The sequence below is a fragment of the Nostoc sp. genome (genome assembly GCF_036919575.1).
Lineage (GTDB): Bacteria > Cyanobacteriota > Cyanobacteriia > Cyanobacteriales > Nostocaceae > Nostoc.
Map to the genome: position 1 here is coordinate 187,792 of NZ_JBALBY010000010.1, position 25,834 is coordinate 213,625.

Annotated in this window: 29 protein-coding genes and 1 pseudogene; 14 read left to right on the top strand and 16 right to left on the bottom strand. The window is 41.9% G+C overall.

The genetic code is table 11. From position 1 onward, the window contains the following. Positions 1–121: 121 nt before the first annotated feature. From V7K27_RS03845 to V7K27_RS03860, 4 genes are all read right to left on the bottom strand, one after another. The gene (locus tag V7K27_RS03845) at positions 122–1,102 is read right to left on the bottom strand and encodes an RpoD/SigA family RNA polymerase sigma factor (RefSeq protein ID WP_334944482.1); all 981 of its coding nucleotides are present in this window, start codon (positions 1,100–1,102) and stop codon (positions 122–124) included. Positions 1,103–1,122: 20 nt separating this feature from the next. Beyond that, a complete protein-coding gene (locus V7K27_RS03850) occupies positions 1,123–2,031 on the bottom strand; it encodes a hypothetical protein (protein WP_334944483.1) in 909 nt (302 codons plus the stop codon). Between the two features lie 45 nt (positions 2,032–2,076). After that, positions 2,077–3,357 carry a S41 family peptidase gene (locus V7K27_RS03855; RefSeq protein ID WP_334944484.1) on the bottom strand — a complete coding sequence of 427 codons (1,281 nt, stop codon included), beginning with the start codon at positions 3,355–3,357 and terminating at the stop codon, positions 2,077–2,079. A 132-nt stretch (positions 3,358–3,489) separates the two neighbouring features. Continuing rightward, positions 3,490–3,879 carry a hypothetical protein gene (locus V7K27_RS03860; RefSeq protein WP_334944486.1) on the bottom strand — a complete coding sequence of 130 codons (390 nt, stop codon included), beginning with the start codon at positions 3,877–3,879 and terminating at the stop codon, positions 3,490–3,492. A gap of 830 nt (positions 3,880–4,709) precedes the next feature. Between V7K27_RS03860 and V7K27_RS03865 the strand changes: the two genes are divergently transcribed. Continuing rightward, positions 4,710–5,930: a sensor histidine kinase gene (locus tag V7K27_RS03865; RefSeq protein WP_334944488.1), complete on the top strand. Its 1,221-nt coding sequence runs from the start codon at positions 4,710–4,712 to the stop codon at positions 5,928–5,930. 2 nt (positions 5,931–5,932) lie between these two features. Next, entirely contained in the window at positions 5,933–6,577 is a 645-nt protein-coding gene (locus V7K27_RS03870; protein ID WP_334944490.1) for a response regulator transcription factor, read from the top strand. A gap of 134 nt (positions 6,578–6,711) precedes the next feature. Here the strand turns inward: V7K27_RS03870 and V7K27_RS03875 are convergent, their stop codons facing one another. The 4 genes from V7K27_RS03875 to acs all read right to left on the bottom strand — a co-directional run bounded on the left by V7K27_RS03875 (position 6,712) and on the right by acs (position 10,862). Continuing rightward, positions 6,712–7,392: a tetratricopeptide repeat protein gene (locus tag V7K27_RS03875; protein WP_334944491.1), complete on the bottom strand. Its 681-nt coding sequence runs from the start codon at positions 7,390–7,392 to the stop codon at positions 6,712–6,714. A gap of 172 nt (positions 7,393–7,564) precedes the next feature. Then, positions 7,565–8,041: a DUF4365 domain-containing protein gene (locus V7K27_RS03880; RefSeq protein WP_334944493.1), complete on the bottom strand. Its 477-nt coding sequence runs from the start codon at positions 8,039–8,041 to the stop codon at positions 7,565–7,567. A gap of 4 nt (positions 8,042–8,045) precedes the next feature. Beyond that, positions 8,046–8,531: a DUF4365 domain-containing protein gene (locus V7K27_RS03885; RefSeq protein WP_334944495.1), complete on the bottom strand. Its 486-nt coding sequence runs from the start codon at positions 8,529–8,531 to the stop codon at positions 8,046–8,048. A 357-nt stretch (positions 8,532–8,888) separates the two neighbouring features. Continuing rightward, on the bottom strand, positions 8,889–10,862 hold the full coding sequence (gene acs / locus V7K27_RS03890) for an acetate--CoA ligase (protein ID WP_334944497.1): 1,974 nt from the start codon (positions 10,860–10,862) through the stop codon (positions 8,889–8,891). A 229-nt stretch (positions 10,863–11,091) separates the two neighbouring features. Here acs and V7K27_RS03895 point away from each other — a divergent pair, with 229 nt between their 5' ends. From V7K27_RS03895 to V7K27_RS03910, 4 genes and pseudogenes are all read left to right on the top strand, one after another. Beyond that, positions 11,092–11,736, top strand: coding sequence for a restriction endonuclease subunit R (locus V7K27_RS03895; protein WP_334944499.1), 645 nt, complete (start codon positions 11,092–11,094; stop codon positions 11,734–11,736). A 29-nt stretch (positions 11,737–11,765) separates the two neighbouring features. Further along, positions 11,766–12,536: pseudogene (locus V7K27_RS03900) on the top strand (Uma2 family endonuclease). 306 nt (positions 12,537–12,842) lie between these two features. Continuing rightward, positions 12,843–13,532, top strand: coding sequence for a hypothetical protein (locus V7K27_RS03905; protein ID WP_334944501.1), 690 nt, complete (start codon positions 12,843–12,845; stop codon positions 13,530–13,532). 68 nt (positions 13,533–13,600) lie between these two features. Next, positions 13,601–14,044, top strand: coding sequence for a hypothetical protein (locus tag V7K27_RS03910; RefSeq protein ID WP_334944683.1), 444 nt, complete (start codon positions 13,601–13,603; stop codon positions 14,042–14,044). Between the two features lie 408 nt (positions 14,045–14,452). Here V7K27_RS03910 and V7K27_RS03915 read toward each other — a convergent pair whose 3' ends face one another. Continuing rightward, on the bottom strand, positions 14,453–14,668 hold the full coding sequence (locus V7K27_RS03915) for a hypothetical protein (protein ID WP_334944503.1): 216 nt from the start codon (positions 14,666–14,668) through the stop codon (positions 14,453–14,455). A 407-nt stretch (positions 14,669–15,075) separates the two neighbouring features. On the opposite strand from V7K27_RS03915, the gene V7K27_RS03920 reads away from it, so the two are divergent. From V7K27_RS03920 to V7K27_RS03935, 4 genes are read left to right on the top strand one after another with little or no spacing between them, the layout of a single operon-like run. Beyond that, complete coding sequence (locus V7K27_RS03920) at positions 15,076–15,423, top strand: hypothetical protein (RefSeq protein WP_334944505.1); 348 nt, start codon at positions 15,076–15,078, stop codon at positions 15,421–15,423. 26 nt (positions 15,424–15,449) lie between these two features. Beyond that, on the top strand, positions 15,450–15,677 hold the full coding sequence (locus V7K27_RS03925) for a hypothetical protein (protein WP_334944507.1): 228 nt from the start codon (positions 15,450–15,452) through the stop codon (positions 15,675–15,677). A 31-nt stretch (positions 15,678–15,708) separates the two neighbouring features. Then, entirely contained in the window at positions 15,709–16,038 is a 330-nt protein-coding gene (locus V7K27_RS03930) for an OmpA family protein (protein WP_334944685.1), read from the top strand. A gap of 12 nt (positions 16,039–16,050) precedes the next feature. Beyond that, positions 16,051–17,436, top strand: a complete 1,386-nt coding sequence (locus tag V7K27_RS03935; protein ID WP_334944509.1) for an EH signature domain-containing protein — start codon at positions 16,051–16,053, stop codon at positions 17,434–17,436. A gap of 22 nt (positions 17,437–17,458) precedes the next feature. Here V7K27_RS03935 and V7K27_RS03940 read toward each other — a convergent pair whose 3' ends face one another. Both V7K27_RS03940 and V7K27_RS03945 read right to left on the bottom strand, forming a co-directional pair. Next, complete coding sequence (locus V7K27_RS03940; protein WP_334944511.1) at positions 17,459–17,812, bottom strand: DUF5615 family PIN-like protein; 354 nt, start codon at positions 17,810–17,812, stop codon at positions 17,459–17,461. Continuing rightward, positions 17,809–18,045, bottom strand: coding sequence for a DUF433 domain-containing protein (locus V7K27_RS03945; protein WP_334944512.1), 237 nt, complete (start codon positions 18,043–18,045; stop codon positions 17,809–17,811). Before V7K27_RS03945 ends, V7K27_RS03940 begins: the two co-directional genes overlap by 4 nt. Before the next feature lie 264 nt (positions 18,046–18,309). On the opposite strand from V7K27_RS03945, the gene V7K27_RS03950 reads away from it, so the two are divergent. Continuing rightward, positions 18,310–18,609, top strand: a complete 300-nt coding sequence (locus tag V7K27_RS03950) for a hypothetical protein (RefSeq protein ID WP_229483827.1) — start codon at positions 18,310–18,312, stop codon at positions 18,607–18,609. Between the two features lie 98 nt (positions 18,610–18,707). Here the strand turns inward: V7K27_RS03950 and V7K27_RS03955 are convergent, their stop codons facing one another. After that, positions 18,708–18,917, bottom strand: coding sequence for a hypothetical protein (locus tag V7K27_RS03955; protein WP_334944515.1), 210 nt, complete (start codon positions 18,915–18,917; stop codon positions 18,708–18,710). 95 nt (positions 18,918–19,012) lie between these two features. On the opposite strand from V7K27_RS03955, the gene V7K27_RS03960 reads away from it, so the two are divergent. Then, positions 19,013–19,153 carry a hypothetical protein gene (locus tag V7K27_RS03960; protein ID WP_334784991.1) on the top strand — a complete coding sequence of 47 codons (141 nt, stop codon included), beginning with the start codon at positions 19,013–19,015 and terminating at the stop codon, positions 19,151–19,153. 90 nt (positions 19,154–19,243) lie between these two features. Then, on the top strand, positions 19,244–19,966 hold the full coding sequence (locus V7K27_RS03965) for a TerC family protein (protein WP_334944517.1): 723 nt from the start codon (positions 19,244–19,246) through the stop codon (positions 19,964–19,966). A 107-nt stretch (positions 19,967–20,073) separates the two neighbouring features. Here V7K27_RS03965 and ndk read toward each other — a convergent pair whose 3' ends face one another. After that, positions 20,074–20,523, bottom strand: a complete 450-nt coding sequence (gene ndk, locus V7K27_RS03970) for a nucleoside-diphosphate kinase (RefSeq protein WP_334944519.1) — start codon at positions 20,521–20,523, stop codon at positions 20,074–20,076. 288 nt (positions 20,524–20,811) lie between these two features. On the opposite strand from ndk, the gene speA reads away from it, so the two are divergent. After that, a complete protein-coding gene (gene speA, locus V7K27_RS03975; protein ID WP_334944521.1) occupies positions 20,812–22,827 on the top strand; it encodes a biosynthetic arginine decarboxylase in 2,016 nt (671 codons plus the stop codon). A gap of 266 nt (positions 22,828–23,093) precedes the next feature. Here speA and V7K27_RS03980 read toward each other — a convergent pair whose 3' ends face one another. The 3 genes from V7K27_RS03980 to V7K27_RS03990 all read right to left on the bottom strand — a co-directional run bounded on the left by V7K27_RS03980 (position 23,094) and on the right by V7K27_RS03990 (position 25,637). After that, the gene (locus V7K27_RS03980; protein ID WP_334944523.1) at positions 23,094–24,263 is read right to left on the bottom strand and encodes an NDP-sugar synthase; all 1,170 of its coding nucleotides are present in this window, start codon (positions 24,261–24,263) and stop codon (positions 23,094–23,096) included. 237 nt (positions 24,264–24,500) lie between these two features. Continuing rightward, positions 24,501–25,331, bottom strand: coding sequence for a ScpA family protein (locus tag V7K27_RS03985; RefSeq protein ID WP_334944530.1), 831 nt, complete (start codon positions 25,329–25,331; stop codon positions 24,501–24,503). A gap of 126 nt (positions 25,332–25,457) precedes the next feature. Further along, entirely contained in the window at positions 25,458–25,637 is a 180-nt protein-coding gene (locus V7K27_RS03990; protein WP_334944532.1) for a hypothetical protein, read from the bottom strand. Positions 25,638–25,834 lie beyond the last annotated feature (197 nt).

The window sequence follows — 25,834 nt, forward strand, 5'->3', positions numbered from 1 at the left end:
TAAGATCCCCACCAAATCATAGATTTGGTGGTGCAACAATTCCTGCGCCGGTCCCAATCCCCGACTGATTGATTCTGACTCCTGAATTCTGACTTCTGAATTCTGACTTCTGAATTCTTCTTCAATACTTACTTAACTGCCGATGTAAAAGTTTGAGAGCTTGTTTTTCGATCTGCCGGACTCGTTCCCGACTAATACCCATACGCTGACTAATCTGTTCTAGAGAAAGTTCGTTACCGTCAGTCAAACCAAAATGCAACCTTAATATTTCTTGTTGTTGTATAGGCAGATTTGACAATAAATTTTCAACGTCCTGATTGAGAGATTCCTCGGTGGTATAGCCATTATCAGAATATCTGTAATCTCTGATTAAATCTTGTAATTGTGTATCTTTTTCTGGCCCAACTCGAATATCGAGGGAGAGAGTTTGACGAGCCAAAAGCAGAAATTCTCGAATCTGACTAGGCTCTAAAGAAAGTGCATGAGCAATTTCTGTACTGGTGGGAATGCGACCCAGTTTTTGAGATAATTCTCGCTGAACGCGCTTAATTTGGTTTAACTTTTCATTGATGTGAATGGGTAATCGAATCACGCGCCCTTGCTGGGCGATCGCTCTGGTAATTCCTTGACGAATCCACCAGTAAGCGTAGGTTGAAAACTTGTATCCTAGAGCCGGATTGAATTTTTCAACCCCTCTCTCCAAACCCAAAGTACCTTCTTGAATTAAGTCCAGAAGTTCTAAGTTACGTCTCTGATATTGCTTGGCAATTGACACCACCAGTCGGAGATTAGCCGCGATCATTTTCTGCTTGGCTTTTTTCCCTTGATTTAGCTGCTGAAGTAGTTCCTGTTCACTTAACTGCATCTGGTTAGCCCATTCTGGCAGTGTGGGTGTACGCTTTAATTCCACAGCCAGTTTTTCTGATTCAGCAAGTATTGTGATCATCTGCTGAATTTGTTGGGCAAAAAAAATTTCTTGCTCGTGGGTTAACAGAGGTATCCGTCCAATTGCTTGAAGATAGGTACGTACTGCATCAGTTGGAGATTGAGATGCTTTGCTTGTGTTACTAGCTTTGGTATCTGGGAATGTTAAGTTACTCATAGTAAGTTAGCCTCCGCCTATTAATTAGGGTATTTTGTATTAGCGAAAAACCGGAGATAGTGACTCGACGATCCATAAAGGTTTTTATATAAAAACCAGGTATCAAGCACTAGCTCTAAAAGAGCAATCAACACCCAAATTGCTAGAGAAACAGTTACAGGTAGGCTGAGATCGGGAAACTTCCTTTGTAAATCGATAATCCCAAATAACAGCAAAAACAGCAGCGAAACTCCCAAGAGAAAGGACAACTTGACGATCGCCAGAATGAAACGGCTCATCTCTAGGATGCGATTGTAAAGCCGGGAAAATCCCTCTAGGATTTCTTCCATGTTATTGATGACAAGTAAAATTTGTTGTCGGTGCAAATGGGTAGCTAAAGAGGATTGTTGCTGCACTTGCGCCCATTCATGTTCATTCTTGAAATTATCTAAAAGCTTGTCCAAAGGTAGCACTTGGGAACCAGTTGCCCAGATTGGTAAATCCTTTAAATGCAAGGGAACTAAATAGTTAATCAGCGCGATCAGAGTTTGATCAAAATTACTGAGTTCAGGGGGAAGAGACTGAGTTAGACGAATCAGTTGGTCAATCTGAATCTGAAGTGTATAGTAGTCCTCATGCCGCCTTTGAGCGATCAACTGACTATTAAACGTGAGGAAAACAATTAACACCCCCAATAAAGCCGCTAGGGATTGGGATACAGCAGAAAAGAATTCAATTGCCACCTGTTTAGGCACTGTCAGCCAGGGGGCATTTTCCCGCATAGCAAAAACCAAGGTGGCAACAAATACAACCCCGACGATCGCTAGCTGATGGCGGGTAACAGTAAATATAACTGTCCGCACTAGGGGAGTGTTACTGAGTTGAACCAGGATTTGCAGACCTGGGACTGGTTCACAAATTTGAAGTCGTTGGGCTTGGCGGGTTGACATGATTGAAATATACTGTTCCTGACTTGTTGACAAGTATCGGTATACTTATTTCCCACCCTGTAAACTTACATGATTAGCCTCAGACTGAATCAATTTGCTCAGGTCAGCAACGGCGCTAGCATACTGAGGATCAGCTAATGTCCCCACAGTTCGGTTTTGCACTAATGCTTTCTGTTGTGCCTCGGTTAACTCGACGGTAATATCTGGGGCAATGCCGACATGATTGATATCTCGACCTTTCGGTGTGTAGTATTTGGCGATCGTTAGTTTCAGTGCCGAACCATCCTCCAGTGGCTCTACGGATTGAACTAAACCTTTACCAAAGGTGCGAGTCCCGACTAACCTGGCGCGATTGTCATCTTGCAACGCTCCCGACAGAATTTCGCTGGCGCTAGCAGATCCCTTATCGACCAGTATGACTAACGGTTTGTTGGTGAGAGGATGTCCCGACGCCTTGTAGCTATCTTTAACTTGATCTCGATTTACCAAAGACACGATCGCTCCTTGCTTCAACCACATACTGGCAATTTGCAAACTCGCATCCAGTAATCCACCTGGATCGGAACGCAGATCCAAAACGTAGCCCTGCACCTGCTGTTTTTCTAATGCTTGAATTGCCCGATGCATCTCTGCTGCCGCAGTTTGCGTAAACTCTGGCAAACGAATGTAACCAATCTTACCCACTGCCGTTGTTTGCGTATTGTAAGTTACAGGATGGATCGGAATATTTGCGCGGGTAAGTTTGAAAGTTTGCGATTGACTACCCCGTTGAATCGTGAGTACTACCTTGGTTCCTACTGGGCCGATAATCCGCTTCACGGCATCCTCAATTTTCATTCCCTGAGTTCTTTGACCGTTAATTTGGACAATTACATCTTCGGGTAAAATACCCGCTTTAAAAGCAGGCGTTCCTTCAATTGGAGCGACAACGGTTAAGGCTTTGGTTTTTTCATTTTCCGCTAGTTCCAGCCCGACACCACTGAGATTGCCAGAAAGGTCGTTATTTAGGGCTTGGTATTCCTGGGGATCGAAAAACTCCGTGTAGCGATCGCCTAATTTAGCCACCATTTCTTGAATCGCCCCATAAGCCTGTTTCTTGGAAGTATAGGAACGGCTAATATACTGCTGTCGAATTGCTTTCCAATCTTGATGATTAAAGCTGACATCAACATAATTTTTATCGAGGATTTGCCAGACCTCATCCACCATTTGTTTGGGGCTAGGTTGGGCTTTACCTAGAGCTGTGGAAGCGTATAAACTACTTCCTGTCAGGATTACGGCTATAACAGCGAGTTCTATCTTGACGATCAATTTTTGCTTGAACATAACTTTAACTATTGAAGAATAATACAGAATACAGAATCCAGAATTCAATCAGTGAAGGACTGAATACCCCCAGTCGTACATAATTCATGGTGAATTCTGACGACTGAATTCTGAATTCTTCTTATAAAACTACTAGGAATTATTTTGGGATTGCCCTTTACGGTGGGGATAGGCAGTCTTAAAAATATCCTGGATTTTAGTCTTTTGTTCAGCCGTGAGATTCAGACTCAACACTGCTTTACGCATTTTTTCACCATTTTGCAATTTCGCTGACAATTGCTTTACCTGATCTGGGGTCAGAACTGCCTCAACTTGCTTGCGAACTGCATCGCGCTTCTCGGCGCGTTCCCCCGTATTCGATGCCGGAGAGTTTGTCGTAGAAGCGTTAGTATCAGATACCTTTGTCCCAGAGTCGCCTCCTTGAGACACATCTGGAGACTTAGAACTGGTGCAACCTGTCATTCCTCCAATGAGGATAGTTGCAAGTAAAAGGGTTGGTAAAATTATCTGTTTTTTCATCATTTACCTCTCTTGTTTTTGTTGTAAGTAATACGAGTGTTATGACTCAATTTCGGTTTACGACTGTTTAGGGACTGACAAATAAAAAAATACTCAACAATTTCTTGTGGGGTGGGCGACACGAGAGCTTGGGCTACGGGCGGGCAAGATGCCCACCCCACAAGATTGGATAATTTATTTGTTGTCAGTCCCTTAGAAGATGTTTGAAAAGTTGCTGCTTTATTCATACCACCTAATCTTAGAAGTTGCGATGGGTTTGTGCATGAGCTAGAATTCCTAACCTGAGCAGTAAAAAAGTACTCAAGTCATTGTGACTTTTTTCCTAATTTAGAAACAGTTAATCAGTCGGAACGGCTCTAGCGAGACTAGAGACAGATTCGTTATATAGGAAGAAGAGTTTCATCATTCACCTGACTTTTTACGTTGTATGGAAAAACTTAACCCTCTCCTTACCGATGCGGGAAGCTACGGTGTACACACAAGTCCTAAGAACCTAGCTTGATGAGGTTTTTCTCCTTCCCATACTCCGTATGGGAATGCATTCATTGAGTCTCTGACTCAATATTTAACTGGAGGCAACAGCCCCTAATCAGCATTCCCATGCTCTTCATGGGAACGAGGAACCCCCTAACCCTCTTCCCGCATCGGTAAGGGGGAAAATTCAAAGTCTCTCTCCTTTTAGGAGAGAGAAATAGAAGTGAGGTTTTCGAGATCCCGTGAAAAGTCAGCATCATTCACAGCGCCCAGATATCCGACTTCTTCAACTATTTCCCTCTAAAATTGTGAAAATACCTATGGTTTTGTTACAAAGGCCATTGAGTTGGAACAGTTCTATGGTTCGCTTGACCTACCCATCGTTTCGTTTGTTGCTTTACCTAGAATGGCTGTTATTAGCCACGGCAGCATTCATGGAAGTTCTGCTGCCGTTTGAGTTGTCCTGGTCGTTGCTGCTACGAGTTGTGGCGATCGCCATCTTCAGCTTGATGGGCTTGAGACTACCAATGGTTAAGCTGAAAACAAAATTACTTTATACAACCCTGGAATTCCTTTTAATTTTGCTACCAGCGACTCAACATATTTTATCTCCTCGCTCCGTTTTCCTGCTGTGTCTAGTACTGGTGATGCGGAGTTGTCTGATATTTAAGCAATCAGGACAGTTGGTTGTCTTGGGTTTATCTCTGTTCTCTTATGGAACAGTGCTGTTGTCAAGACCGATTGTACCTGAGAATTTTATGCCAGAGAAGCTGATCGCTATGTCCTGGGATTGGCGATTAAGTAATATTTTATTGTTTAGCTTAACGTTAGTATTCGCTTTATTGTTAATTAATGCCCTGCTTGCAGAACGCCAAAGTCGAGAGCAGTTAGAAATTGCCCATCAGCAATTAGAGATCATCAATCAACAACTGTGCCAGTATGCGCTACGGATTGAAGATCAGGCAACTTTGCAGGAACGCAACCGAATTGCCCGCGAAATTCATGATGGGTTGGGACACACTCTCGCCGCCCAAACCATTCAGATTAATAACACTTTGTTATTCTGGCAATCAAATAATGATCAAGCATTGACATTTCTGAAACAGGCAAAGCAACAGGGGGCTGAGGCGCTGCTAGAAATTCGGCGATCGCTTTCGGTTTTGCGTTCAAATCCTTTACAAGGGCAATCTCTCAAATCAGCTATTGAAAAGCTGCTGACAGATTTTCAGCAAACCACAGGGATTGAACCGTCCTGTAAAATTGATCTACCTTACACTTTACCAACAGAAGTAAACACGGCTCTTTATCGCATTGTGCAAGAATCGTTGACAAATATTTGTAAACACGCTCAGGCGACGAGTGTCACCGTTGGATTACTGGCTCACGCTGGAATGATTCATCTGTCAATCGAAGATAATGGAAAAGGGTTTAACCCCACTCAAAATACAACCGGGTTTGGGCTACAAGGAATGCGAGAACGGGCGGTTGCACTGGGCGGTCAGTTGAATCTCCACAGTCAATTAGGAACAGGTTGTTGTATTTCTGTTTCTTTGCCACTATCAAAGCTATTGGTGTTTTAGCTATGATTCGGATTTTATTAGTTGACGATCAGCATCTTATTCGCCAGGGACTTAAGAGTATGCTTGAGTCGAATGCCCAGATGCAGGTAATCGGTGAAGCGGAAAATGGGCAACGCGCACTCGATGTGATTGCTGTACTACAACCCGATATTGTGCTAATGGATATCCGAATGCCCGTAATGGATGGCGTTGCTGCAACAAAAGCGATCGCTCAACAATATCCTGACATTAAGGTTCTCGTCCTCACCACCTTCGATGATGATGAGTATGTTTTCCAGGCGATGCGGCTGGGTGCAAAGGGCTATTTGCTCAAGGATACCGAACCAGATGAGCTAATGTTGGCAATTCTATCGGTCTACAAGGGACAAACCCTACTCGGCCCGGGATTGTTTGAGAAAGCACTCATGCCGATTGCCGCACCTGTCCCGTCGGTAGAACCCCGTCCAGAATTGGCGCAACTCACACCCAGAGAATTAGATGTATTGCGGTTAATTGCTTGTGGAGCTAATAACCGGGAAATTGCTGAATCACTGTTTCTTTCCGAAAACACTGTTAAGAATTATGTTACCAATATTCTGAGTCGGTTGAATTTACGCGATCGCACCCAAGCCGCTTTGTTTGCCCATTCGTTGTTTGGTGGATTGTGAATAATTATCAAAAAATTGGGTTTAAAACCCCGTGCTTCACGCAATGCTTTAAGTTTTGATGTCTAAATCTAAATCCCCGTTACAAAACTGTACTTCCGACTTCCGACTTCCGACTTCCGACTTCATTAAGATTTTCATGAAACATTAGGCCGATCAGCAGTTTTGATCTCTTGCAAGATTCGTTCGACTTGTTTAACTTTTTCACCTCTATTCTGTGATTTGAAAATATTTAAAGCTTTTTCTAAAGAAGATAGTGCCTCATCTCGTTTATTTGTTTGCCACAATGCTAGTGCAAAATTAGTTAGTGCCTCGCCATAATTAGGATTAATTTCGAGAGCTTTTTGATATTCAGTAATAGCTTCTTCCCAGCGACTTTGGCTAGCACAAACCATACCGATCGCATTGTAAGCTAGAGCGTATTTTGGCTCAAGGCGAATGGCTTCTCGATAAGAGCTAATTGCTTCTTCTGGTTTCTTTTGCCGAAAAAGCACGTTTCCCAGTTGAAAGTGTGCAAAGGCATCTTCTGGGGATTTTTTAATGAATTTGCGTAAATTTTCCTCTGCACCTGTCAAGTCTCCCTGATTGTATAAAGCATTGGCTTCTTGCAGAAGCTGCGATCGCTCTGGTGTATCTGCGCCTGAAAACTGTGCTAGTTTTTGTGGTTGCTTCTGTGCAGACTCCTCAGGCGATTGCAAAGAAACTTTTGCAGGAACCGCTAACACTAATGGTGATAGACCAATTGCAGTGATGATACTCAGCGTCATGCAGCTAAAAGATTGAACAAATGCTAATTTGGGTTTGCTATTCAGCTTCATCGTCCTCAATGCCTCAATAATGTCCTATTCTCATAATAAGGTAAGGATGCATTAGTAAGTATCCAATTCACTAAGAAGTATGTCAATATGCTGACTGCACGGTGTCCTGAAAATTTTAGGGACGGGCGATCGCGCCTATTTATTTTATAAGAATAAATTGGTATGTTCATCCTCATTTATTATTTCTCTGGTCATACCAACTATTTACTCTTGAAATAATATTAGCTATTTCTTGGTCATTGAGTTGTTTCAGTTCATCATTTTCATTAAAGTTTAAGCCCAGATTATTCTGCTCATTCATATTAGGTTCTAAAATCCATTTGTAATAAGCTTTATCATTCTCTAACGTAAAGAAAAATAGGCAAACCGGAAATGGTAAATCTCTGAAAAAGTTTGTATTTTTATTACTATTATTTTTTAATTTAAAAATATCGTGATGCTGTATTAACCCAGGTGTAGAAACTGTTGCTTTGACTTCTACACCAAAGAGTCTACCACTAGAAACCCCATCTTTGGTAATTGTGATTAAAAAATCTAATCCTTTATCTGGTGTTGGCTGAGAAATAATCAAGTCATCACGACGAGTCAAGTAAACAATGGCAAGAGATTCTGCCCGTTTTCCAATATACCAAGGTGCTGCGGTTTCCATAGTTTTATCTCCAGTCTTGATCGGCAAATTTTGAAATTAAATGACTAGTGTGGTATCTACTCCAGAAATCGTTAACTTCATGCCAGAGAAGTTCTCGATTCTGTTTAATAATTTTAAATAGTGTAGAGAGGCTTGACAGAGAATTAAGGCTTTCACCATTGGCAGAAACTATGTAACCTGTCTCTTGGATTTCATCAATACCAACTATATAAGTTGGTGCTGGATAAGAAGCTAAACCAATTACACTCTCTTGTCGTAATTTCACCTTCAGACGATTGAGTTTTTTAGTATAACCTTCTCTTGTTGTTTTGACTTGTACAAAAAAGTAAGGAACAGATTTATCAGACCCTACTAACTCCACTATAAAATCAACGTGCTGCCATTTATCTCCTAAAAACTGTGGTTTAAAAATAGGGCCGGCATTAGAGTGAAATTCCGTCATTAATACTGTAAAAATTGCTTCGCCTCTTTGCCCTAGTGCATCCTTCATTTATATACCTATTTTAATGCAGTTTGTCTAGCAAAGGGTAGGCTGTTTTGCCCACCCTATATTGTTAAGAATTACTGGGTGTTACTCTGTTGTTAATAGGATTTACGCAAAACTAGACGCGCTCTGGGATAATTCATGAATTGCCCCTAAGAAGAAAATCATGGTTTTGGCTATTGTTTGCGTAAGTCCTGATTAAGATACTCGGCATCTGAGAAATTTGGGAGCATCCCAAATGTGTAAATTTATTTTTTTGTAGTGCGGGCTTCTAGCCCGCTTCCTGGACATTAGGGAGCAAGATGCTCCCACTACAAATTTTATTTTGGCAAAATTGGGATGCTCCCAGAAATTTTGAATTGTTTACGCCCCTTCGCGCAATTTATCCAACACGCTTCTATCTTCCAATGTCGAAGTATCCCCAGATACTTCTTCTCCAGCAGCTAGATTCCGCAGCAAGCGCCGCATAATCTTACCCGATCGCGTTTTGGGCAAAGCGTCTGTAAAGCGAATTTCTGCCGGACGCGCGATCGCACCAATTTCTTTGACAACGTGCTGTTTGAGTTCTTTAATCAGTTCTTCACTTCCCTGATAAGTGCCTTCTAAAGTCACAAAAGCAACTACTTCTTCACCCTTAAGTTCATCAGGTTTACCCACTACCGCCGCTTCTGCAACTGCTGGGTGAGAAACTAAGGCTGATTCTACTTCCATTGTACCGAGTCGGTGTCCTGATATATTTAGTACGTCATCTACACGACCCATTATCCAGAAGTAGCCGTCTTCATCAAGTCTAGCGCCATCACCAGCAAAGTAAATATAGTTACCGTCTTTGGGGGGAATGTGTTCCCAATAGGTGCGGCGGAAGCGTTCTGGATCGCCGTAGACTGTCCGCATCATTCCTGGCCAAGGATGGCGTACCGCCAGATAACCGCCTTCATTATTGGGTACGGTGTTTCCTTCTAAATCCACCACATCTGCGATAATTCCTGGGAAGGGAAGAGTTGCGGAACCTGGTTTGGTGGGAATTGCCCCTGGTAGCGGTGTAATCATGATACCGCCAGTTTCCGTTTGCCACCAAGTATCAACAATTGGACAGCGATCGCCACCAATTACTTTCTGATACCACATCCAAGCTTCTGGGTTAATCGGTTCGCCGACGGTTCCCAGCAAACGCAACGAAGATAGGTTTCGCGCATTCGGATGTTGTTCACCCATCTTTATAAATGCGCGAATTGCCGTAGGTGCAGTATAAAAAATATTAACGCCGTGTTTTTCAATTACATCCCATGTACAACCAGGATTAGAAGCACGGGGCGCACCTTCATACATCAAGGTTGTTGCACCGTTGGATAGGGGACCGTAGACAATGTAGCTGTGTCCCGTAATCCAACCTACATCGGCTGTACACCAATATACATCAGTATCTTGCAGGTCGAATATCCACTTAGTGGTTATATGGCTATACAAATTATAACCACCAGTGGTATGTACAACACCCTTCGGTTTGCCCGTGCTGCCAGAAGTGTAGAGGACAAATAGCATATCTTCGCTGTCCATCGGTTCGGCGGGACAATCGGCTGATACACCTTTTTGCAAGTCATGCCACCAATGATCGCGTCCCCCCAACTGCATATCAGTTCCTTGTCCAGTGCGCTTGACAACTAGGACATTTTCGACACTGGGAACAGCACCATCTGCTAAGGCTTTGTCTACCTGTTCCTTGAGAGGAACGATCGCATCTTTGCGCCAACCACCATCAGCCGTGATTACCAGTTTAGCTGTGACATCAATTAAGCGATCGCGCAAAGCTTCGGCACTAAAACCACCAAATACTACAGTGTGGGGTGCGCCGATTCTGGCACAGGCTAACATAGCGATCGCCGCTTCGGGAATCATCGGCAGATAAATTCCGACGCGATCGCCTTTTTGTACACCCAGTTGCTTCAATACATTAGCGAACTGGCAAACTTCCCGGTGCAGTTGGGAGTATGTAAGGGTACGCGAATCACCCGGTTCTCCTTCCCAAATCAATGCTGCTTTATTTTTGCGCCAAGTAGTGAGATGTCTGTCAAGGCAGTTGTAAGAAATATTAATCTTACCGCCAACAAACCACTTAGCAAAAGGCGGTTGCCAATCTAATACTGTATCCCATTTTTGGAACCATTCTAATTCGGTTGTAGCCAAATCTGCCCAAAATTGCTGCGGATCGGCTTTGGCTTTAGCGTAGAGACGCTGATACTCATCCAGGCTTTTGATATGGGCTTTTTGTGAGAATTCCGAACTAGGATGAAATAAGCGGTTCTCTTGCAGGATTGATTCTATAGTTGGTTGAGACATAGTTGGTTATGAGTGCGATCGCTATTGTTACTAAAAACTATTCTTAGCCCAGTTATGCTATACAGTGTTTAGATTTTCGTTAAGCTGGGCAGAAATTGCCGAGTTATTTAGTTTACATTTATTTTCATCTACCAAAAGCAAGCGATCAAAAAATGTAAAGAGGTTTTGCAACCGATCTACCGGGAATGTTGCAATATGTAAGTACTCTTCACAAACAAAGCCTGAAACTATGACACTCACCGTCGAAGCTAGCAGCCTATCTCTCAACGATGTTCATCGCTTTCTCAAACTGGAAAAGCTTTCCAATGGTTCATTTGCAGATTTCTTAAGGCTAGAACCACTTTCTGAGTTTGAACAGCAGGATTTATTGCGAATCATAAACGACTTTGATCGTTATTTAAGTGCAGGTAAAATTTCTGAAGGGTTGGTTAAATTTATAACGATCGCACCATTAATGCGGTTAGCTGGCTTTTACGATGTGCCGATTCGGTTGACAATGGAAGATAGCATTGCGATCGCAGTCGAAGATGAAGACAAAAGAATTACCGGACGGATGGATATTTTAGCAATCAACAATCCTCAAAGTAATATTGCACCGCCATTTTGGGTTCTAGTAATTGAAACGAAAAACAGTGCGGTCAATGTGATTGAGGGTTTACCTCAATTACTCACTTATGCTTTTAAGAGTTTAGATCAACAACCATCGGTTTGGGGTTTGGTAACTAATGGACAGCTTTATCAATTTGTTTATCTAAGACATGACAACCAGTCAACTTATGAGTTAATGCCATTATTAAACTTGAGTCAATCTCCAGATGCAATTGAGTTATTGCAAGTTTTCAAAGCCATTTGTAAGTTACCGAATTTTCAGTAAAATGAATGTAAATCGCGGAGCGATCGCTGATGTCTGAACTTGCTACCATAGAATTTATCTCTGATGATACTTCAGAGGAGGAAGTGATTTTTCCTCCTGGCGATATATTTAGTGACGAACCACCCTTGGAAAGTGACCTGCATCGTGACCAAATCGATTTGCTGATTCGCATCCTCAAATTATGGTGGCGAGAAAGGCAAGATTTCTATGCTTCTGGCAATTTGACGATTTATTACAGTCCTAACCAAAAGAAATCAGAAGATTTCCGCGGGCCAGACTTTTTTGTAGTTTTGGGAACCCAGAAAAAAGACCGTAAGAGTTGGGTAGTTTGGCAAGAAGACGGCAAATATCCAAATTTAATTATCGAGATATTGTCGAATTCAACGGCAGTAGTTGATAAAGGCTTAAAAAAACAAGTTTACCAGGATACCTTCCGTACACCAGATTATTTTTGGTTTCATCCTGTAACAATGGAGTTTCAGTGATTTCATTTAGTAGATGGTAAGTATCAAGAAATTCAACCCACCACTGATGGACGTTTGTGGAGTCAGCAGCTAGAACTTTATTTGGGAGTTTATGAAGGTAAATTAAGATTCTTCACTACTGAAAATCAATTAATACTATCATCTGAAGAACTGGTTGAACAAGAAACTTTACGCGCTCAACAAGCAGAAGAACTAGCCCAACAAGAAACTTTACGCGCTCAACAAGCAGAAGAACGCGCCCAACAAGCAGAACAAGAAATTGCTCGATTGCGGGAGGTTTTACGTATACAGGGCATCGACCTAGAGAATATTTAATGACATCAGGAAATTAAGTAAAGAAGAATTCAGCTATTCTGAATTCAGGAGTCATAATCAATACTTCGGTAGAGCTACGTAACCATCAGTCGGGGATTTGGACCGGCGCAGGAATTGTTGCACCACAAAACTAGAATTTTTGGTGGGGGTGCAAAAACGCCAATTATTCATCCGCTTTTTCGTTCATAATACCCAACTGAATTCTGACTCCTGACTCCTGAATTCTGTTCGGTAAAGACATTTTCAAGTTAAAATTTAGTTATAAATGTGTGAAAAAAGCGTTATCTTCTGAAAGTAGGGCATCGTTTGCAAGCTAAAGAGATTAAGGAGAAGCTAAAGTCCCTTATCGAGCAAGCCTCCTCGATAGATCATAATTTAGCGAGAAGATTAGATGAAATTAATCGTTGGGTAAAGAATATTAAGCCAGGTTCGCTGACTGCAAAACCTTTTGTCATTGCCTTTCTGCTAGAGGTGATTACGGATTCTACAATTTGGCTGATAATCAAATCCTTACCTTCAGAAGAAGAACAAAAAGCAAAGTTCGAGCAAATGACGCCGATTGAGAGATATTGGTATGCTTATCTCTTTCCCAGATGGTTCAATGCAAGTGACTCCAAGTTTTATATTTGGAAACAAAAATTAATGGCAGGCGAATTTAATCAGCTTGATGATGATATCATTAAATTAATCGCTCAAGATATTGTCAGTCGAGAAGGTAGTTTTTGGCAGCGTTATATTGCCGACCTTTCTATGGCAACAGATTTAATTGTTAGTCGTAACAATCAACCACTGTGCATTCAAATCACCAGTGTCTCTGAAGAACTTAATTACCAAAAGTACCAAGCTTGGCAAAATACACTGCGATCGTGGGAAATCGAGAGAGGACTATTCTTAAGTTACAACCCCAAGGACGCTAATTTTGTCAACCAGTTAGTCAACGTGGCACTGTATAACAGTGATTACCTTTCTGGTGGCAAATATTTAAAATTTTCGTGAATTTTCTGGAATTCAATATTCCAGATTTGGATTATAGCCTAGATCCTTACCTGCTAATTACAGCTTTTATGGTTAATCAAAGAGAAATTCACAGCTGCAACAATCAAGTAGATACATTTGCGGAAGCTTTAGCAACAGCCCGACAAATGCAGCAAAGCTGGCTAACTTACGGCGTTGATTTCGTTAATTTTTACGTTGAAGATGTAGATGGAGACTGGCTGGAAACGTGGGGAAATGAGGAAATATTAGGTAATTATCGATTAGATGCTATTAAAGAATTTTTGGTAAGTAATGATAGTGTAGCTGTGAACGTAAGACAGCATTTAGGAGAGCGATCGCTGTTTGATTTCGCAGTAAACTTAGAAGAATCTTGGAGAATTTCTGAAACAAATGACAGGTTATCTGCTGTGAGAAACTTGTTAGCTAGTGAAGAAAATAGTATTGATACAGATGATATGAGATTCTTGGATTTAGCAAATAGTCTGCTGGTAAAGTTGGCAGAGATTTTGTGAGATTTTTAGTTGATTTTTCACGGTATCTGGAAAACCTCACTTCTATTTCTCTGTTCTAAAAGGAGAGAGACTTTGAATTCCTTCTCTTCCTTTGCGTTCTTTGCGTTCTTTGCGTCCTTTGCGGTTCGTTAAAAAATCGACTTTGACAAAGGAGTTAAGCCTTAACCCAAGCGTATTGGGATATAGGCGATCGCTTTTCAAGATAAGCTTTAATAATCTTTTAGATGTGCAATCTTGATCACTGTTAGTAGTAAGGGTTGATCCTGAATCTGGTAAATAATACGGTATTCACCCAAACGAACGTTATAACAATAATTTGTTCCGCTCTTTCTAAAGCAGAAAGTGCTTGCTGATGTTGAGATTCTACACGTAACAAAGCATACACAAAAACCATCGTATCAACCACCATCAAAGTCGTCCTTGTTCCTTCCACTCTTGCACTTGACTGATCGACTGAATCGGCAATATCTCCCAACGTTTACGGATTCGAGCGATCGCTGCTTCTCTTGTTAACTCATTTGCTCCCTTCACTTCTGCCAGCAGGTAGCTAATTAACCTCAGCCGTGCCTCATTTGAGAGGTCTTTCGTTTGATTCATCAGTTCTTGTAGCTGTTCTTGACTCATTTAGCTTCTGGTTCAACTCACTTTTTGGGTAGTTTAACAAAATTTTTGGGCTAACACACCCTACTTGTAATGGAGAATTTAGTTTTTGGTCTTCCCCTAAACTAAAAATCAATAGTTTATAAACAAGGTTTGCTTACGTAGGCTTTGTTTACTTTTTCTCTGGCATAACCTGGAAAATATTAAATATAAAACCGCTATAGCTGTAGGGTGTGTTATCGCGTTAGTATAATGCACTATTTTGGGTTTTCGGTGCGTTACGAAAATCGTAATATATTATATACATTTTTAACGCCTAAAGAGCAGTTTGACATCAAAAATTACTTTATAACTTTAGCAAAAAAGTTAAATAAGCTTCCATCTTTGGGAACAATAAATCTATCGAATCTCAGGTAAGTAGGTTAAAAGCATTGACTCCTGAAACTGCGGAACTTTTGTACCCCTCTGTGGAGAAATTAGTTAATGAGATTGTGGCGGTTAATCACGCTTGGAAAGTAGCTCGTGAATTATTTGGACAAGATTCACCCCTATCTACTTCTTCACGGGATTTAAAAACCTGTTTGCAAGTACGTTTGTTGCGAAGCTATGCACCAGAAAAGGTTTATTTAATTGAGGATAAAAAGGCAGAGGGTGAACCAGTTTACAGCTTATGTCTCCGAGAAGCTATAGGAGATCGCCTGGATGCAGAACATCTGCCAATGCGGAGAGCTAAAGAAGTTCTTACGGATAAAGAATTAGCGCAATTCAAAAACGTTTAATCAACATAAATCAGAGAAGGTAATCTATGGAAATAGCAAAAGTTTGGGACATTGTTTGGCATAACGAACCTTTTCATTGGACAATTGCTTTTGTGTTAATAATTGCAATTATTATCGAACTTTGCACATTATGGCAGTATTGGCGCTCAGAGTGTGGCACAACTGAAGCCGGAATTAAATTTTTGAAGAATTTGAAAAAGGGTAAAAATGTCAAGCTTTTAGAAAAGGATTGCCAAGGGAAGTACAGAACTTAAACCAGAAGGTAAAGCCTTTCTACGCCGCTTTATTCCTGTTTACAGTGGTGTTATTTTCTCCAAACCAGAATTTGATCAGGAAATTAGCCGCGTAGTTATAGAAGGTCATACTAGCTCGGAAGGAGATGACAAAACCAATCTACAACTAAGCTTGTTGCGAGCATCATCAGTTTACACATATATTTTTTATGATATGAATTTCCCTACCAAAGGACCTTTAAGTCAGAAAATATTAGCTGCTGGTCGTGGAGAAATTGAATCTGACAAGAAACGTGATAATCCAGGCGATCGCAAGGTAGTTTTCCGCTTTCAGTTTCGCAGTGATGAGTTAAAGAAAGATATCCTGAAAACCTCTCTTTAAAGGAGAAACACCTTGAATTTTCAGTTTTCCATTCCTTCCCTACCTGAAACTCCCCAGTGTAGTCCTAATCAACTTATTCAGCTTGCAAGTAACTTACCAGATGCAACAATATCAATACCAAGTGTTGATAAAATATTGGAAGCTATTGAACAGGGTAAAGCTGATCAAGTAAGTCCATTGGACTGGATTTACTGCATCCATGCTAAAGCACAGTGGGATCAGCAAAATCTTGACCGATGCAGAAAAACATCAGCAGCTATTTGGAAGGTAGCAATTTCTAATTTATGGTTGCAACATCAGCTATTGTGGCGTTTAGCTCTTTATTATGGTGATCAGCAAGAACAGGTGTTAGCACAGTCTTTAGCTGAATCTTTTGATGTTTTTGCTAATTCTGACTTAGTTAGTCACCTGCTACCAGTTAAAATTATTCGGGCGTTTTGCAGTAAACAAGCAGGTAGAGAATTAGCAAAAATTGTTTGTGAACAGCGTATTAATCGAACCGAATTGCTAAACAACATCCGAGAAGATTTACCTGTTTGGATTCCATTATTTACCAAATTTATAGAAGACATTACCCCCTATTTTACTAAAATTATTTCTCCAAATCAGCAGCAAGTAAAATGGCTGTTAAGTTGTTTTGATGAAATGTCAGAAAGTCAGCAAATAAAGGCTGTTAATTATTTACTAACGAATGTTTCTAATGATATAGCAACCAATCATTCTTTACTGGTTGATTGGTTGAGACATAACTATAGAAATGGTGAAAAATGGTATAAACTTTCAGATCCAGCAAGGCAAAGACTTCGAGAGTGGATTGGAGGTATCAATTATGGTGATTTCCAAAAGTTAGTAAATCTAATATTGAACAAGCTCGATTTACCAGACTTCGAGTCAAAACGGCTATGTAGTCGCAGGGACTTTTGGGCTAATTACAGTAACCGCTTTGAACGGCTTCGCATCTTGTTACCCAAGACATCACAAATTGCCATAGGGTATCAAATCCAAGATGATGTTGATCTACTAGAGGATGATGGTAGCGACCCGACAGAAGTCTGTATATTTGATTTTGGTGAGTGGTTTGTAGTCGAATTCTTTCGTGGAAGAGGTGGTGAGACGCGCCTGTTTCCTAAAAATTCTAGAAATCACCAAATCCTTTTTAGTGAATCCACCCTTTCAGTCAAACGTATTCGCTGTCTAGGTGGCGATAGACACGATCATGTTTATCTTTGGCAGGAATTTTCCCCTACTTGGCTTAAAAATCATGGAATTCTGCCTAATCCAAATACCCAGCCTTCCAGAAACCCGACAGCAGATAAATTACGAAAGCGAGAACACAGCCTTGAGTCGTGGCAAAGAGAGATTGAACGTCTAGAACGGGAAGCTAAAGCCTACGTCTGAATATTAGAAATTTTTATAGAGACTACTGATGCACAATAATGGTGTCTCGATTTATTTCAATATACGAATGCTGCTTAAACAATTCAACTACAGATTGGAAGTTAGCTATAAATAGGGATTCCAATTCTGAGTTATTGATATTCCCTGTCGTGATTAAAAGGAGTTTATAAGGTTGCTGAACTGTTAAAAAAGAGTTGACAAAATCCACATCTTTAGTAATTAAAATTCGATTTTGTTGAATTGATACGGTATTAATCTCATTATCTGGCGTAGCATTTTCCCTTGGTAAGTCTCTGGTGTGGATCGTGTCATAACCTAAAGTTTTGAGAAAACGGGCAAGACGAACTGGTAACTGAGCATCGACAATAAATTTCATGAGGCGATTCGATGAATGCTTTTCACTTGGCTGAGTCGAGCCGCAAATAACAAGACAGCCAAAATATCTTCAGATTCTAAATCGTCATAATCTTTCAATATTTCTTCACTACTCATACCAGAACTGAGCAGTTCCAAAATAAACTCAACTGGATAACGAAGTCCTCGAATACAGGGTTTGCCGTGGCAGATATCTGGATTATGGGTAATGCGTTGTAGAAGTGTGTCATTCATAAAGAAATATTCATAAATTATGACGATATTTTTGTTCTCATATTCTAATTCTAGATGCCAAATAACGACAGCAGAAAAATAATTGTAGCTACAAATAAATACTTTTGACTTTTAATTTATTTTTGATTTAGGGGTTTATAAGTATAAAATTATACTTTAATATACAAAAAAGAAAGGCGATCGCCCTCTGCCAAGAAGCTGCGTAGGCGTAGCCCGTCGTAGACATCGCCTTTCCCTAAACCCCCATTCTGGGAGACAATTACAATGATGACACAAGTACAAAAGTTTGTAAAAAATCAGAAGTTCGCCCAATCAGAATTACAACAGTACTTAGATGGCGAAAACTTAAATACACCCATCCTTAATCAATCTTCTGAAAATCAATTACCGAAAAGAGAACCGATAAAACATCTATTAATAGGTTCTCCAAAAGCAGTTACTAGCACAATTCACTATCTGCAAGTGATTGGCTACGCCAGCATCGGCGATTGGAGTCCGCTACTACCAACCGCCAACCCAGGGGAGGTAATGAGTATTTTAATCCGTCAGATTTTAATGCAATAGGATCAATATGGTGCGTTGTCGTGTAGCGCAACGCACCCTACTTGAACTTCATCTATCGTAGGGGTTTAGCAATATGCTAAACCCAAAAAGCAGTGATTTTAATCGGAAAATAGCGCCTCTAAATCTTGGTAGCCACTCACTACCCGCACAACTTCAATCCCCTCTGCAATTGGGCGATAAAATATCAAAAAAATTGCTTTGTTGGGGAGCCACTGCGTTGCGCGGGTTCCCCGCGTTGTAGCAAGTGGCGTTGGAGGCTTTGCGTAACCCAACATCCTGATAATCAGTTGGGTTGCGCTCCGCTCCACCCAACCTACGTCTACGTCTAATGCAGTATCTTAGCCTAGAGGGTCCACTACGTGCATTTCAAAAATCAAATACTAGTCCTATATTCTAATTCTAGATGCGAACTGACAGCAGTCCATTGCGATCGCATCAAGCTAAATATTATACTTTTAGTGTATGGAATAGTACCAAAAATATCCCAATGGTACGGCGATCGCACACATTCAACCCCCTTCAAAATGCACCACAACCACGTTAAGCTGAATTAGAGTAGCAATTTATTGCGCTTCTTAACATGAAAATCTCTGTTCTTGTCAAATTTTAATTTTTTCTGCTTGAGAAACCCGGAATGCTAGACCAAATTTTTGATTACCTCAACTTTCATTTCAGCGTTGAAGCCCCGATAGTTCTGCTGATCCTGATATTTTTAGAGGCGGTGTTATCTGCCGACAATGCGATCGCCCTGGCTGCGATCGCTCAAGGGCTAGAAGACAAAGAACTTGAGCGTAAGGCCCTCAACTTTGGTTTAGTCGTTGCATACGTGCTGCGAATCACCCTAATTCTTACCGCCACCTGGGTGCAACAATTCTGGCAATTTGAATTATTGGGCGCTGCTTACCTGCTGTGGTTGGTATTCCAACACTTTACCTCTCAAGAAAGTGAAGACGATGGCCATCACGAGCCGCGTTTTAGTTCGTTGTTGCAAGCGATACCCGTGATTGCATTTACAGATTTGGCATTTTCTTTGGATAGCGTGACAACTGCGATCGCAGTTTCTCAAGAAAAATGGTTGGTGCTGACGGGTGCAACAGTTGGTATTATTACGCTGCGATTCATGGCGGGATTGTTTATCCGTTGGCTAGACGAATTTGAAAACCTAGAAGATGCAGGCTATGTAACTGTAGCCTTGGTGGGCTTGCGCTTGTTGTTAAAAGTGGTCAACGATGATTTAGTTCCACCAGAATGGATCATGATTCCTGCCATCTTCCTAATTTTAGGCTGGGGATTTTCCAAGCGTATTGGCACCCAATTACCCCAAGTAGAACCAGAAAAGAGCGAAGTCTCGAAGTGAGATAAGGGAGATGAGGGGGATAAGGGAGATGAGGGAGATGAGGGAGAATAATAATTGTTTATTTACTCCCCCCATTCCCCACTCCCCACTCCCAACTCCCTAATGTTTTACTCGTGCAACCAAGGCGTTAAGTGTGGTTGCCAATTAACCAATTCTTCATCCTTAAACCATAGGGCTATTTCCTGTTGCGCGGTTTCTTGAGCATCAGAACCGTGGATCAAGTTGCGACCAATATTCAGGCCAAAATCACCGCGAATCGTTCCCGGCTCTGCTGTTAAGGGGTTCGTCGCACCAATAATCTTTCTGGCAGATGCAATAACGCCATCACCTTCCCATACCATCGCCACCACTGGGCTAGAAGTGATAAATTCCACTAGACCACCAAAAAAGGGACGTTCTCGGTGAACACCATAGTGTTGTTCGGCCAATTCCCGACTGACTTTCAGGAACTTTAAACCAACTAGGGTAAAACCTTTAGTTTCAAAGCGACGGATAATTTCCCCCACCAATCCACGCTGTACTCCATCAGGCTTAATTGCTAAGAATGTGCGTTCCAAAGCGATCTCCAAAAACTTAATGAATTTTTTATTTAGTCAATTGTCCCCAAAGTTCTGATCTAAGGAAGTCTTATCTCAGACTACTCTCTTTGTTATTTGTCATTTGTTCTTCGTCCTCTGTCAAGAGTCCAAGGGTTTTGTACTAATGACCAATGACTAATGACCAATGACCAATGACCAATGACCAATCAGAGTTTATCTCAGAAATTATCTTTAGGTGCATATACGTTCCCAGATGAATGCGCTAAATTGTTAATTTGTGGGTGAAAAACAGAGGTTAGGAAGTAAATGGGTGTTGAATCAACTGCTACATCTGACGAGGTGGTACTACCGTCCAATGGACAGAAATCTGAAGTGAAACATCATAAGCACAAAAAACTGTTACCACCTAGTCCTACCACAGGAGATTTACCTCGCTCCTGGAAAATTGAGGATAGCGAAGCGCTATACCGGATTGAAGGTTGGGGACAACCTTATTTTTCCATTAGCGCTGCTGGTCACGTCACCGTTGCACCCAAGGGCGATCGCGGGGGATCTCTTGACTTGTTTGAATTGGTCAACGCCATGAAAGATCGCAACTTGGGACTTCCCATGTTAATTCGCTTTTCCGATATTTTGGAAGATCGGATTGAGCGGTTGAATGCTTGTTTTAATAAAGCGATCGCCCGCTACAACTACCCTGGTGTCTACCGTGGTGTGTTTCCCGTCAAGTGCAACCAAGAGCGGCATTTGATTGAGGATTTAGTGAAATTTGGCAAGCCCCATCAATTTGGTTTAGAAGCCGGTTCCAAGCCAGAATTAATGATTGCTCTGGCTGTGTTGGATACACCCGGAGCATTGTTAGTTTGCAACGGCTACAAAGACCGAGAATATATCGAAACGGCAATGTTAGCCCAAAGACTAGGGCAAACACCAATCATCGTCATAGAACAGATTGAAGAGGTTGATTTGGTGATTGATGCCAATCGCCAGTTAGGTATTAAGCCGATATTAGGTGTTCGCGCTAAACTCAGTACCCAAGGCATGGGACGTTGGGGAGCCTCTAGTGGCGATCGCGCTAAATTTGGTTTGACAATGCCTGAGATCATCGAGGCTGTTGACAAGTTACGCGAAGCTAACCTGCTCGATTCTTTGCAGTTGATGCACTTCCACATCGGCTCCCAAATCTCTGCCATTAATGTAATTAAAGATGCCATCCAAGAAGCCAGCCGCATTTATGTGGAATTGTCGATGCTGGGGGCGGATATGAAATACCTTGATGTTGGTGGTGGCTTGGGCGTAGATTACGACGGCTCCCAAACCAACTTCTATGCATCGAAAAATTACAATATGCAGAACTATGCCAACGACATCGTGGCAGAGTTAAAAGATACCTGTGCTGAACGGCAAATTACCGTACCAACACTGATTAGCGAAAGTGGACGAGCGCTCGCTTCTCATCAGTCGCTACTGATTTTTGATGTTCTCAGTACTAGCGATGTTCCCCTCGACGCGCCAGAACCTCCACAAGAGGGAGAATCCCCAATTATTAATTATCTTTGGGAAAGCTACCAATCTATCAACCAAGAGAATTACCAAGAGTTGTATCACGACGCTGCCCAATTCAAAGAAGAAGCCATCAGCCGCTTCAACTTAGGAATTTTACGCCTCAGAGAACGAGCCAAGGCCGAACGTCTCTACTGGGCTTGTTGTCAGAAAATTCTTAACATCACTAGACAGCAAGAATACGTACCCGATGAACTGGAAGACCTAGAAAAAATTATGGCTTCCATCTACTACGTGAATATGTCAGTGTTTCAATCAGCACCAGATTGCTGGGCGATCGATCAGCTATTCCCGATCATGCCGATACATCGCTTGGATGAAGAACCAACGCGGCGAGGAATTTTAGCAGACCTCACCTGCGACAGTGATGGTAAAATCGACCGCTTTATTGACCTACGCGATGTCAAGTCGGTTTTAGAGTTGCACACCTACAAGCCTGGAGAACCCTATTATTTGGGGATGTTCTTGAATGGAGCTTACCAAGAAATCATGGGCAATTTGCACAACCTATTTGGCGACACCAACGCCGTTCACATCCAATTGACACCCAAAGGCTACCAAATTGAACACGTTGTCAAAGGTGACACCATGAGCGAAGTGGTGAGCTACGTGCAGTATGACTCCGAAGATATGGTGGAAAACATTCGCCAGCGTTGCGAGAAAGCATTAGAAGAAAAGCGCATCACCCTAGCGGAATCTCAGCGACTGTTACAAACCTATGAGCAGAGTCTCAGAAGATATACCTACTTAAATAGTTAGGAGTTAGGAGTGAAGAATAGTTAGGAGTTAGGAGTGAAGAGTTAGGAATAAGTGACTTCCAAATAAAAAAATACTGAACTACTTCTTGTAGGGTGAGCGTCTTGCCCGCTTTTGGCTACGGGCGGGCAAGATGCCCACCCTACAAGATTGGATAATTTATTTGTTGGAAATCCTTAAAGTTAAGAGTTAGAAGTGAAGAGTGAAACACAAAATAATAACTCCTAACTCCAGTAGAGACGCGATTAATCGCGTCTCTACTCCTAACTTTAAATTGTGTTTGTTCCCAACAATTCCTCTATCGCTTGTCGCTCAACAGGGGTATGTGATGGTACTGTCTGACGCGCATCGGTAATCAGCCAGTCTAAAGCAGCAGCTTGAACATCGATCGCAGCCCCAGTTTTATCCACGCAATAACGTCCAAATACTAGCTTATCGACTAACCGGACTCCCGGACCCAGGCGCGACCATTCAAAAATTACGCTGTTCTCCACTGTTGCGCCACTACATATCCAACAATTGGGGCCAATCATCGCTGGACCGACAATTTTAGCTCCGTCTTCGATTCTCGTCATACCACCAATGTAAACTGGGCCTGTAATATCCACTTTGTCCCAATTTACAGCGACATTTAAGCCAGTGTAGATGCCAGGGGCGACTTCATGACCGGGGATTTGCACATTTTTGATTTCACCCAGCAGTACACCGCGAATCGCCCGCCAATAGTCTGGGACTTTACCAATATCTACCCATTCAAAGTCCATAGGGATGGCGTAGAAAGGAGCTTTGATTTCTACCAATTTGGGAAATAATTGGCTACCAATGTCATATTCGATACCAGACGGAATATAATTAAAAACCTCTGGCTCAAAGATGTAAATACCTGTGTTGATGTTGGTGCTGAGGGCTTCTTCAATTGAAGGTTTTTCTTGAAAAGCTTTGATGCGACCGTCTTCGTCAGTCACAACTACACCGTAGCTAGAAACTTCTTCCTTGGGGACAGATTTCGTAATAATAGTAGCGATCGCACCTTTAGCTCTATGCCATTTAACTGCCGCAGTTAAATCCAAGTCAATCAAAGCATCACCGCACAAAACTACAAAGGTATCATCAAAAAACGGTGAGAAGTCTTGGATGCGGCGCATTCCTCCAGCTGAACCGATCGCTTCCCCTTCTAGTTTACCGTCGTCATCAATTTTCCCTTCAAAGGAATAGGCAATCTGCACGCCAAACCGTTGACCATCACGAAAATAGTTTTCTATTTCCTCAGCCAAATGACTAACGTTGACCATAATTTGGTCAAATCCATGTTTGCGTAACAGTTCCAGCAAGAACTCCATCACTGGCTTTTGCAGGATGGGAATCATCGGTTTGGGAATTGTATAGGTAATCGGGCGCACGCGAGTACCTTTACCAGCCGCGAGAATCATCGCTTTCATAAAAATTTATTCCTCAACCACAAGCCAGTTTACTTTTATCAAGTGATAAGCTAATCATCAGTTTTTATTTCTGCTCTAAGTTATCTCTCAAAACAGGGATAACAGGAATTTAGTGGTTATTGCAACCATAACTATACTTAGATGATAAGCGATCGCTTATCATTTCAATTTACTCGGATTTTGGGGCTGAATCAAAAATCTGTAAATTATCTGTAGGGCTAGCTACTTTTGGCTTCCTTAGTTCATTGGGTGTTCAAGAGGTTCACAGGTATTCGCTGAATCTCTAAGTAAGCGAATTTTAATCTCATGGTAAAACTCCTCCTGAAATAGCTCTACTTTCGATTGAGCCGAGAGTAGTAGTAGCGCCCAGAAAACGCTAACTAGATTACTGTGTTTAGACTCATGTCCAGACGCATTTTGGTTGGGAAGCTTTGTCTGAGTCCACAATTCTACAAGTTGTTCTAAATTCAGCCAATTTTGTTCTAAACTTAGCTCTGTTGCTGACAAATTCAACACCTGCTCTAGTTCCCTGGCGACTTCAGTCAGATTTTCCTGGTGAGCTAACTCCAGCGCCTCCCGCATACTTTGGACGCTAGGCTGACGTCTGGGACGGATAGGTTTGCTGACTTTTTCTACCAGTTTCAGTTGGTTCGCCATAATCTGCAATTGCTCGATTAACTCTTGCAGAGTCACCCGGCGCTTTGGTGGCGGCATTGCCGATGGACGACGACGCAATTGCCGTTCTAATGGTAGACGATGACCCTGATGTGATACACCGTCTTCACCTTCTAATAGAGCATCATCTACTACACCATCATGTAGATTTCCTACTGTTGACAATTGCATCAACGTATTAGCCTTGAATAATACCAGCATTGATGCTGACAAAAATGCCTGTCCAGATTGAGACAAGTCCGCTTCATAGCCTCTTCCGATTGCCTCCGGTGCCATCAGTTCTAAGTAACGGTCAATCACCTCAATCACTTGGACATCCCAAGGATCAATTTCCCCTTGCTGGGCTTGATAAATTAAGAGTGTGATTGTTTCTAATAGCTCGGAAGCTTCCATCAACGGGTTTTAAGTTAATTAATCAGAATCAAAAGACCGTAAATTCAACACTAAACTCATTGACTATTGGCAAAGCGTGTACTTTATACATTTGCTTGACTCACATCTTGCACGTAGCCCTAGCGATTAGAAATCGCGGCTATACAAACAAAGTCCACCTCCGTGGACTAAGAGGAAATCAAGGGTTTTTAACCCAGGTCGGTGGGTTTTGCCTGTGTAGCCAAGCCAGTGCGTTGGGGAGCCAGCGCCGTGGGCGGGTTTCCCGACTTGAGGCGACTGGCGTCCGGCGAGCCACTCTTGTTGCACCTGGCGCGCGACTTCCAGTCGCCTAGTGCAAGATATAAGTTGATCAGGAATCGCCTACTAGCAGTATCCTCTGAAATTTGTAATCAATCACCATTGTGAATTGTCAGATCGGATTGTGCAACTTTTGACTTGGGCATTGGGCAAACAGGGCATTGGGCATTGGGCATGGGGCATTGGGCATTAAGGAAGAAACTTGT